Annotated in this window: 7 protein-coding genes; 2 read left to right on the forward strand and 5 right to left on the reverse strand. The window is 66.3% G+C overall.

The genetic code is table 11. The features are described from left to right. Window positions 1-333 (forward strand): BA14K family protein (locus tag ACIPIA_RS06080; protein ID WP_400507645.1); only part of this gene is annotated, 333 nt, incomplete at its 5' end. A gap of 137 nt (window positions 334-470) precedes the next feature. After that, entirely contained in the window at window positions 471-1,250 is a 780-nt protein-coding gene (xth, locus tag ACIPIA_RS06085) for an exodeoxyribonuclease III (RefSeq protein ID WP_400507647.1), read from the forward strand. A 44-nt stretch (window positions 1,251-1,294) separates the two neighbouring features. On the opposite strand, the gene ACIPIA_RS06090 is transcribed toward xth, so the two are convergent. From ACIPIA_RS06090 to dps, 5 genes are all read right to left on the reverse strand, one after another. Beyond that, a complete protein-coding gene (locus tag ACIPIA_RS06090; RefSeq protein WP_400507649.1) occupies window positions 1,295-2,251 on the reverse strand; it encodes a tetratricopeptide repeat protein in 957 nt (318 codons plus the stop codon). Next, window positions 2,238-3,968, reverse strand: a complete 1,731-nt coding sequence (gene ilvD, locus ACIPIA_RS06095; protein ID WP_400507651.1) for a dihydroxy-acid dehydratase — start codon at window positions 3,966-3,968, stop codon at window positions 2,238-2,240. Before ilvD ends, ACIPIA_RS06090 begins: the two co-directional genes overlap by 14 nt. A 290-nt stretch (window positions 3,969-4,258) precedes the next feature. Continuing rightward, window positions 4,259-4,840, reverse strand: a complete 582-nt coding sequence (locus tag ACIPIA_RS06100; protein WP_400507653.1) for a YqaA family protein — start codon at window positions 4,838-4,840, stop codon at window positions 4,259-4,261. A 297-nt stretch (window positions 4,841-5,137) separates the two neighbouring features. After that, window positions 5,138-7,957, reverse strand: a complete 2,820-nt coding sequence (locus ACIPIA_RS06105) for a valine--tRNA ligase (RefSeq protein ID WP_400507655.1) — start codon at window positions 7,955-7,957, stop codon at window positions 5,138-5,140. A 146-nt stretch (window positions 7,958-8,103) separates the two neighbouring features. Further along, the gene (dps, locus tag ACIPIA_RS06110) at window positions 8,104-8,577 is read right to left on the reverse strand and encodes a DNA starvation/stationary phase protection protein Dps (RefSeq protein ID WP_400507657.1); all 474 of its coding nucleotides are present in this window, start codon (window positions 8,575-8,577) and stop codon (window positions 8,104-8,106) included. Between the last annotated feature and the right edge of the window lie 100 nt (window positions 8,578-8,677).

The following is an 8,677-nucleotide window of genomic DNA, read 5'->3' on the forward strand; positions in this document are numbered from 1 at the left end:
GTGCAGTGGCGCCGCTACGGCTATTACGGGCCCGGCTACTACCGCTACAACCGCGGCCCGGCGGTCGGGGCCGGCATCGCGGCCGGCGTCATTGGCGGGGCTCTTGCCGCGGGCGCGCTTGCAGCTCCTCCGCCGCCTCCGGTCTATGTCTATCCCGAGCCGGCGCCGGTCTATGTCGCGCCGCCGGTCTATGGTGCTCCTGCTCCGCGCGCCTATGGCTACAGCGTCGAGGACACCGACGCGGTCGCCTACTGCTCGCGCCGCTTCAGGAGCTACAACCCCGAAACCGGGACTTATATCGCCAAGGGCGGCGTGGAACGCCCCTGCCCCTGACAGGCTCCGACAGTCCGGCCACGGATGATGGCTCCCCGCAGCGATGCGGGGAGTTTGCATTTTCACGGTGGAAAGCGACTTGCCATGGCGGCAGCGATCCCGCTTATCCTGCCGCCTGCCTCAGATCGGAGCGTCTCGTGCGTATCGCCACCTGGAACGTCAACTCGGTCCGCCAGCGTCTCGGCCATCTGCTCGATTTCCTGAAGGAGGCCGAGCCCGATGCGCTGTGCCTGCAGGAAATCAAATGCCTCGACGCCGACTTCCCGCGCGCCGAGATCGAGGCGGCAGGCTGGCAGGTGGAGACCCACGGCCAGAAGACCTTCAACGGCGTCGCCATCCTCAGCCGGTCGCGCCTGGAGGATGTCCGCCGCGGCCTGCCCGGCGATGATGGCGACGAGCAGGCGCGCTATCTCGAGGGCATCCTGCCCTTCGGCGACGGTGTCGTCCGCGTGGCTTCGATCTACCTGCCCAACGGCAACCCTCCGAACACGGAGAAGTATCCCTACAAGCTCGGCTGGATGCAGCGTCTCACGGCCCACGCCCGGATGCTGCTGGAGCAGGAGGAGCCGCTGGTGCTCGCCGGCGACTACAACGTGATCCCGGAGCCGCGCGACGCCCGCGACCCGGCGGCCTGGGTCAGCGACGCGCTGTTCCTGCCGCAGACCCGCGACGCCTTCCGCGCGCTGGTCAATCTCGGCCTGACCGAGGCCCTGCGCAGCACGACCGATGCCGGCGGGCTCTATACCTTCTGGGATTACCAGGCCGGCGCCTGGCAGCGGAACAACGGCATCCGCATCGACCATCTGCTGCTCTCGCCGCAGGCGGCGGACCGCCTGGCGGGCGTGAAAATCGTCAAGCATGTCCGCGGCTGGGAGAAGCCGTCGGACCATGTGCCGGTGATGGTGGAGCTGCACTGAGGCCCGGCGCCGGCGCCCCGCAGGCCCGCCGGCACGCCCCAGGTTCAATTCTGGCTGTTGTTGCCGCCGTTGCGCGAGCTCACCAGATGCTGGCGCTCGATCAGGGCCAGCGCCGCCGAACGATCGGCCGCCGAGGCCGCAGCGAACGCCGCATCATGGCGCTCGAGGATCCAGGCCTCACGTGCCGGATCGGCGCCCTCGCGGGCCATCGCCAGCCACATCAGCCCGAGAACCGGCTGGCGCGGCACGCCTTCGCCGCCGCGAATGAGCATCTCGCCGAAAGCCGCGCGCGCCGGGGCATGGCCCTTCTCGGCTGCGAGCTTCATCCAGCGGGCGGCCTGGCGCGGGTCCCGGCTGGTGCCCTGTCCGGTCATGTAGAGGCGGCCCAGATTGTACTGTCCGTCCGGATCACCGAAATAGGACGCGGCATAGTGGAACATGTCGAAAGCCCGGTCGGGATTGGGCTTCACATAGCTGCCCTTGATCCCGTCGGTGAAATAGCCGCCAAGCGCGACGAATGCGCTGCCGACGATGCGGCCTTCGGCCGTGCCCGGATTCGCGTCCGCATTCTCGTCCGCGATCTTCGAGAAATACTCGAAAGCCTTGAGATCATTGGCCGGGACGCCCTCGCCACCGGCATACATCCGGCCAAGCTTGTACTGCGCAGTGAGATGGCCCTGAGAAGCGGCATATTCCAGCGCGCGCACGGCGCCGATCTTGTTGCCGGCCGTGGAATCCCGCATCCAGGCGCGCAGAGCGTCGCGGGCGCTGGTGAAGGGCACGAGCGGCAGCGCGGTGTGGGCCGTCGGCGTATCGGGAGCGGGAGCGATGGTCGCAGCCCCGGCGCCGCCCGGTACGGAATCATCCGGCTCCGGCAGCGCCCCGCCGGGAATCGCACGCGGCGGCAGCGGCTTCGCGCCTGAGAAGTCCTGGGCCCAGGCGACCTGCGGGCCACCCAGGAACAGGAACAGGCATGCTATGGTCGAGCTAGATATCCGCATAGCAATGGGTTTCTGCAGCCCCTCCTGGGTGGGTGACGGCTCCGCCCTTGGCGGAACCGACCGTCTGCGCGTATTTCCATAGCGCTCCGGAATTGTAGTCGGTCTTCCTAGGCGTCCAGCTCTTACGACGCTCTTCAAGTTCGGCATCAGAAAGGCGGACTGCGAGCTTTCCTGTGATGGCGTCGAGCTCGATGATATCGCCGTCGCGGATGAGGCCGATCGGCCCGCCGACAGCGGCTTCGGGGCCGACATGGCCGACGCAGAAACCGCGCGTCGCACCCGAGAATCGGCCGTCTGTGATGAGCGCGACCTTGTCACCCATGCCCTGTCCGTAAAGGGCGGCGGTGGTCGACAGCATCTCGCGCATGCCGGGGCCGCCCTTGGGTCCCTCGTACCGGATGACGATGACGTCGCCCACCTCATAGGTCCGGTCCCTGACGGCCTCGAAGGCGTCCTCTTCCCGGTCGAAGCAGCGTGCGGGACCGGTGAAGACGAGCTGGTCCTCGGGCATTCCGGCGATCTTCACGATCGCGCCCTCGGGGGCGAGGTTGCCCTTCAGGCCGACGACGCCGCCGGTGACCGTGATCGGCTTGTCGGCGCGGTAGACCACGTCCTGCTGGTCGTTCCACTTCACCGAGGCCATGTTCTCCGCGATGGTCCGGCCGGTCACCGTCATGCAGTCGCCATGGAGGTAGCCGGCATCGAGCAGGCTCTTCATGACCAGAGGAATGCCGCCGACCTCGAACATGTCCTTGGCGACGTATTTCCCGCCCGGCTTCAAGTCGGCGATATAGGGCGTCCTCTTGAAGATCTCGGCGACCTCGAAGAGGTCGAAGTCGATGCCGCATTCATGGGCGATCGCCGGCAGGTGCAGCGCGCCATTGGTCGAGCCGCCCGTCGCGGCGACGACCATCGCCGCGTTCTCCAGCGCCTTGCGGGTGACGATGTCGCGCGGGCGAATGTTCCGGGCGATCAGCTCCATCACCATCTCGCCGGCGGTGTAGCAGAAGGTGTCGCGCACGTCGTAGGGGGCCGGCGCGCCGCAGCTATAGGGCAGAGCCAGGCCGATCGCCTCGGCGACCGTCGCCATCGTGTTGGCGGTGAACTGGGCGCCGCAGGAACCCGCCGAGGGACAGGCCGCCTCCTCAAGCTCCTGCAGGTCCTCGTCGGACATGGCACCGACGGAATGCTTGCCGACCGCCTCGAAGACGTCCTGCACGGTCACCGGGCGGCCCTTGAAGGTGCCCGGCAGGATCGAACCGCCATAAATGAAGATCGACGGCACGTTCAAGCGCACCATCGCCATCATCATGCCCGGCAGCGACTTGTCGCAGCCGGCAAGGCCGACAAGCGCGTCATAGCAGTGGCCGCGCATGGTGAGCTCGACGGAGTCGGCGATGACCTCGCGCGAGGCCAGCGACGACTTCATGCCCTGGTGGCCCATCGCGATGCCGTCCGTGACCGTGATGGTGCAGAACTCGCGGGGCGTGCCGCTGGCGGAGGCAACGCCCTTCTTCACCGCCTGAGCCTGGCGCATCAGCGAGATGTTGCAGGGAGCCGCCTCGTTCCAGCAGGAGGCGACGCCGACGAAGGGCTGCGCGATCTGCTTCGCGGTCATGCCCATCGCATAATAGTAGGATCGATGCGGGGCCTTGGCCGGGCCGACGCTTACATGGCGGCTCGGCAGCCTCGACTTGTCGAACACACGCGAATCCATCGCCACTCGTCCCGTCTCCCGACCAGCACGGCGCGAAGATGTGCCACGCCACGCCCGCCAGGAGCAATCTGCGCCCCCGAAACCCGACACCGGCCCGGGAACACTTCCCGAAGCCGCGCGTTTAGTTCCATTTTGAATATATCTCAGGGACTTAACGCCCCGTTTTGCTGGGCGTCGTTTGTGGCGGCTTCGCGGCGATGGAGGCAATCGAGAAGGCGCAGCGCGCCGTTCTCATTCGTGTGTTGCGCCGATGTCACAAAGTGCGGCGCAGCATCTGACGCAACGGCGTCTCAGAGTACCATGGGCAGGACGAAGAAGCCGCCGACAACAACGACCACGAGTGCCAGCGCCGTCATCGGGAGATGCTTCTCGATGAAGATGCGGATGTCGTCGCCATAGAAGCGCAGGGCCACCGCGATCATCAGGAAGAAGCTCGCGCGCGAGACGACCATGCCGATCGTGAACTTCCAAAGGTCGAAATGCAGGAAGCCGGACATGATGGTGACGATCTTGAAGGGGATCGGCGTCAGCCCCTTGGTGACGAGCACCCAGAACCAGTAATCCTGCGAACTCGAGATCAGGTGGGCCGCCTTGTCCTGCAACCCGTAGAGGCTGATCAGCCAGGCACCGAGCGACTCGTAGAGCAGCGCACCGATGGCGTAGCCGAGATAACCACCGAGCACCGCTCCGAGCGAGCAGATGCCGGCATAGAACCAGGCACGGTCCGGCCGGGCGATGCACATCGGAATCAGCAGCGGGATCGGCGGCAGAGGGCTGATCGAGCTTTCAACGAAGGTGATTGCGAAGAGCAGCCAGGGGGCAGCCGGGTGGGAGGCGTATGAAACGCACCAGTCATAAGCTCGCTTGAGCATGGGTTCTGAACAGCCGGTCCTTTGGCCGCCACGCATTCTGCATGGCGGGTTTGCGTCGGGCGCATCTAAGCGGGGTCCGCGAGAGAATGCGAGTCCTCTCTTCGTTCAGCGTCAATTTGACGACGATGCCGTGACCGGATTGCGTCGCTCTTGACCGGAACCTGACCTACCCCTTGGTCACGTCGGCTTGTCCCGACAATCCGCGCGCGCCAAAGCCATGCCGTGTCCAATGCGTCGTGGTCGCCACAAGGGCGAGCACGACGGGATGGATCACGCGCCGATGCCAGCGGCGGCCCCTTACGAGAGCCGCGTCAGGGCCTCCGCGATCTTGAGCTTGCGCGCTTCGGCCGCAGCCTTGCGCTCGCGGTTCTCCTCGACGATCTCCTCCGGCGCGCGCGCCATGAAATCGGGATTGCCGAGCTTCTTCTCGACGACCGCGATGTCCTGGTCGAGCTTGGCAAGCTCCTTCGTGAGGCGGGAGCGCTCGGCATCGAGGTCGATCAGGCCGGCGAGCGGCAGGGCCGCCACCTCGCCGCGCACGATGATCTGGGCCGACTGGGCCGGCGCCGCCGCCTCGAAGGCGATATCGGAGACGCGCGCGAGGCGCTCGATCATCGGACGCCAGCTCTCGATCGTCGCGCGTGTCGCCGCCGAGGCGTTGACGAGGACGAGCGGCGCCTGCGTGCCGGCGGGGACGTTGACCTCGGAGCGCACCGAACGGATGTCGGAGATCAGGTCGACGACGAAGCCGATCTCGGCCTCGGCTGCTTCGTCCTTCAGCGCCGAAAGCTCCGGCCAGCGGGTGAGGCAGACCAGCGAGGCGTCGCCTGCCGCCAGCTTGCGCGGCGCGCCGGCTTCCGCCTTCTGCGCCCAGAGCTCCTCGGTCAGGAAGGGCATGAACGGATGCAGCAGCTGGCAGATCAGGTCGATGACGTACGCCACCGTCGCCTGCGTCTCGGCCTTGGCGGCGGCATCGACATTCTCGCCCTGCAGCACCGGCTTGGCGAGTTCGAGATACCAGTCGCAGAACTGGTTCCAGACGAAGCGATAGGCCGCGCCCGCCGCCTCGTTGAACTTGAAGCTGGGGATGCCGGAAGCGACCTCCTCGGCCGCCTGGGCGGCTTCACTGAGGATCCAGCGGTTGAGCGGCTGCCTGACCGACGCAGGGTCGAAGCCTTCCGCCCGCGCGCAGCCGTTGAGCTCGGCGAAGCGCGCGGCATTCCAGATCTTCGTCGCGAAGTTGCGGTAGCCCTCGACGCGCGAGGTGGCCAGCTTGATGTCGCGGCCTTGCGCAGCCATGGCAGCCAGCGTGAAGCGCAGGGCGTCGGCGCCGTACTTGTCGACGAGCGTCAGCGGATCGATGACGTTGCCCTTCGACTTCGACATCTTCGCGCCCTTCTCGTCGCGAACGATGGCGTGGATGTAGACGTCCCTGAACGGCACTTCGTCCATGAAGTTGAGGCCCATCATCATCATCCGGGCCACCCAGAAGAAGATGATGTCGAAAGCAGTGACCAGCGTAGCCGTCGGATAATAGTGCTTCAGCTCGGCCGTCTGCTCGGGCCAGCCCAGCGTCGAGAACGGCCAGAGCGCCGAGGAAAACCAGGTGTCGAGCACGTCCTCGTCGCGCGTCAGCGCGACGGTATCGCCGTAATGCGCCATGGCGAGCGTCTGCGCCTCGGCTTCGGACTGCGCGACAAAGACCTCGCCATCCGGGCCGTACCAGGCCGGGATCTGGTGGCCCCACCAGAGCTGGCGCGAGACGCACCACGGCTCGATGTTCTCAAGCCAGTCGTAATAGACCTTGGTCCAGTTCTCGGGCGTGAACTTGGTCCGCCCGTCCTGCACCGCCTTGATCGAACGCTGCGCCAGCGGCTTGACTTCGACATACCACTGGTCGGTGAGCCAGGGCTCGATGACGACGTCCGAGCGGTCGCCATGCGGCACGGTGTTGGCATGGGGCTCGATCTTCCCGAGCAGGCCGCGCTCGGCCATCATCTCGACGACACGGCGTCGCGCGACGAAGCGGTCGAGCCCGTCCAGGGCCAGCGTCTCGGCGTCCGGCTTGGACCCGGCCAGGAAATCCTCGTTGCCGGCCAGCAGGATGCGCGCCTCGCCATCCAGGATGTTGACGACGTCGAGCTTGTGTCGCTTGCCGACCTCGAAATCGTTGAAGTCGTGCGCCGGGGTGATCTTGACCGCGCCCGTGCCCTTCTCCGGGTCGGCGTAGTCGTCGGGCACGATCGGGATGATGCGCCCGACCAGCGGGAGCACCGCGGTGCGGCCGATCAGGTGGCCGATCTTTTCATTGTCCGGGTGAACGGCGATGCCGGTATCGCCCAGCATGGTCTCCGGACGGGTCGTCGCGACCGTGATGAAGGTCGAGGCGTCGTCCGCATCGTAGGTCACACCTTCGAGCGGGTAGTTGAAGTAATAGAGATGCCCGTTCGGGTCGCGGCTCAGCACCTTGTCGAGCTTGGCGGCGTCGAACGCCTCCTCGCCCTCGCGCTGCCATTTGAACGAGCCGAGCTTCTCGACCTGCAGCACCTCGAGATCCGAGATCGCGGTCTGGAACTTCGGATCCCAGTTCACGAGGCGCTTGGCGCGATAGATCAGCCCCTGCTTGTGCAGGCCGACGAAGACCTTGAGGACGGCGGCCGACAGGCCTTCGTCCATGGTGAAGCGCTCGCGCGACCAGTCGCACGAGGCACCGAGACGGCGCAACTGGTTGACGATCGTGCCGCCCGATTCCTCCTTCCACTTCCAGACCTCGGCCAGGAAGGCCTCGCGGCCCATGCTGCGCCGGTCGGTCTTGTTCTCCGCGGCGAGCTTGCGCTCGACGACCATCTGCGTCGCGATGCCCGCGTGGTCGGTGCCGGGCTGCCAGAGCACGTCCTTGCCGCGCATGCGCTCGAAGCGGCAGAGCACGTCCTGCAGCGTGTTGTTGAGCGCATGCCCCATATGGAGCGAGCCCGTCACGTTCGGCGGGGGGATCACGATGCAATAGGGCTCGCCCCCCGGAGCTGCGCCCCTGCCCGCCTTGAAGGCCTCGGCCTCGTCCCAGGCCTTGCTGATCCGGGCCTCGACGGCTGCCGGCTCGAAAGTCTTGTCCATCATCACATCGCTCGAACGCAGAAAGGCCGGGGAACCTGCCCCGGCCGGAAGATCACTGGCCAAAAGGTCTCGTGCCTTAAGAGCGCATGCGCGGGGCACGCGTCAACGTTTTCGATGCCGCGCGGCCCACAACCCTGCGCCGGATCGCCTCAGCCCAGATTGGACTGCAGGAACCAGAGCGACTTGTCGAGGGCGCGCGAATAGGCCGTGAGAATGTCGGCCGTATCGGCATCACCGGCCTCGTCGCAGGCGTCGATCGCGTCACGGACCTTGTTGCCGGCATCCGCATAGCGCTCGATCAGGGCCCGGAGGTGGTCCTGCACGCCGACGATCTCGGTCGGATAGGCTTTCAGCGAAGTCGAGGCAGCAGCGGCCTGCGTCGTGCCCAGCGCAATTCCGCCGAGCTGCGCGATACGTTCCGCGACCGTGTCGACATGTTCGTCGAGCTCATCGCGGAAGCTGTCGAGCATCAGATGGACTCCGATGAACCCCGGGCCTTTCAGGTTCCAGTGAGCCTGCTTGGTCAGAAGGGCCAGATCGATGCCGTCGGCAAGGCGCTCGTTCAGCAGCCCGACGACTTTCGTCTTGGTGTTGGAGGCCAGATCGATCCGGCTCGATTTCACGATCTTCGTGGCCGCCGATGTCTTCGGAACGGTCTTCTTGGCGGGCGCCTTGGCGGCAGACTTGGCCATGTCATATCTCCCGGAGTCGGAAAGTTCGCGG

Origin of the sequence: Allobosea sp. CER48 (assembly GCF_044752385.1) — a bacterium.
Taxonomy (GTDB): Bacteria; Pseudomonadota; Alphaproteobacteria; order Rhizobiales; family Beijerinckiaceae; genus Allobosea.

Bases quoted from the DNA above. Each gene is read 5' to 3' on its own strand.
- ACIPIA_RS06090 (WP_400507649.1), bottom strand. From the start codon at position 2,251: ATGCGGATATCTAGCTCGACCATAGCATGCCTGTTCCTGTTCCTGGGT.
- ilvD (WP_400507651.1), bottom strand. From the start codon at position 3,968: ATGGATTCGCGTGTGTTCGACAAGTCGAGGCTGCCGAGCCGCCATGTA.
- ACIPIA_RS06100 (WP_400507653.1), bottom strand. From the start codon at position 4,840: ATGCTCAAGCGAGCTTATGACTGGTGCGTTTCATACGCCTCCCACCCG.
- ACIPIA_RS06105 (WP_400507655.1), bottom strand. From the start codon at position 7,957: ATGATGGACAAGACTTTCGAGCCGGCAGCCGTCGAGGCCCGGATCAGC.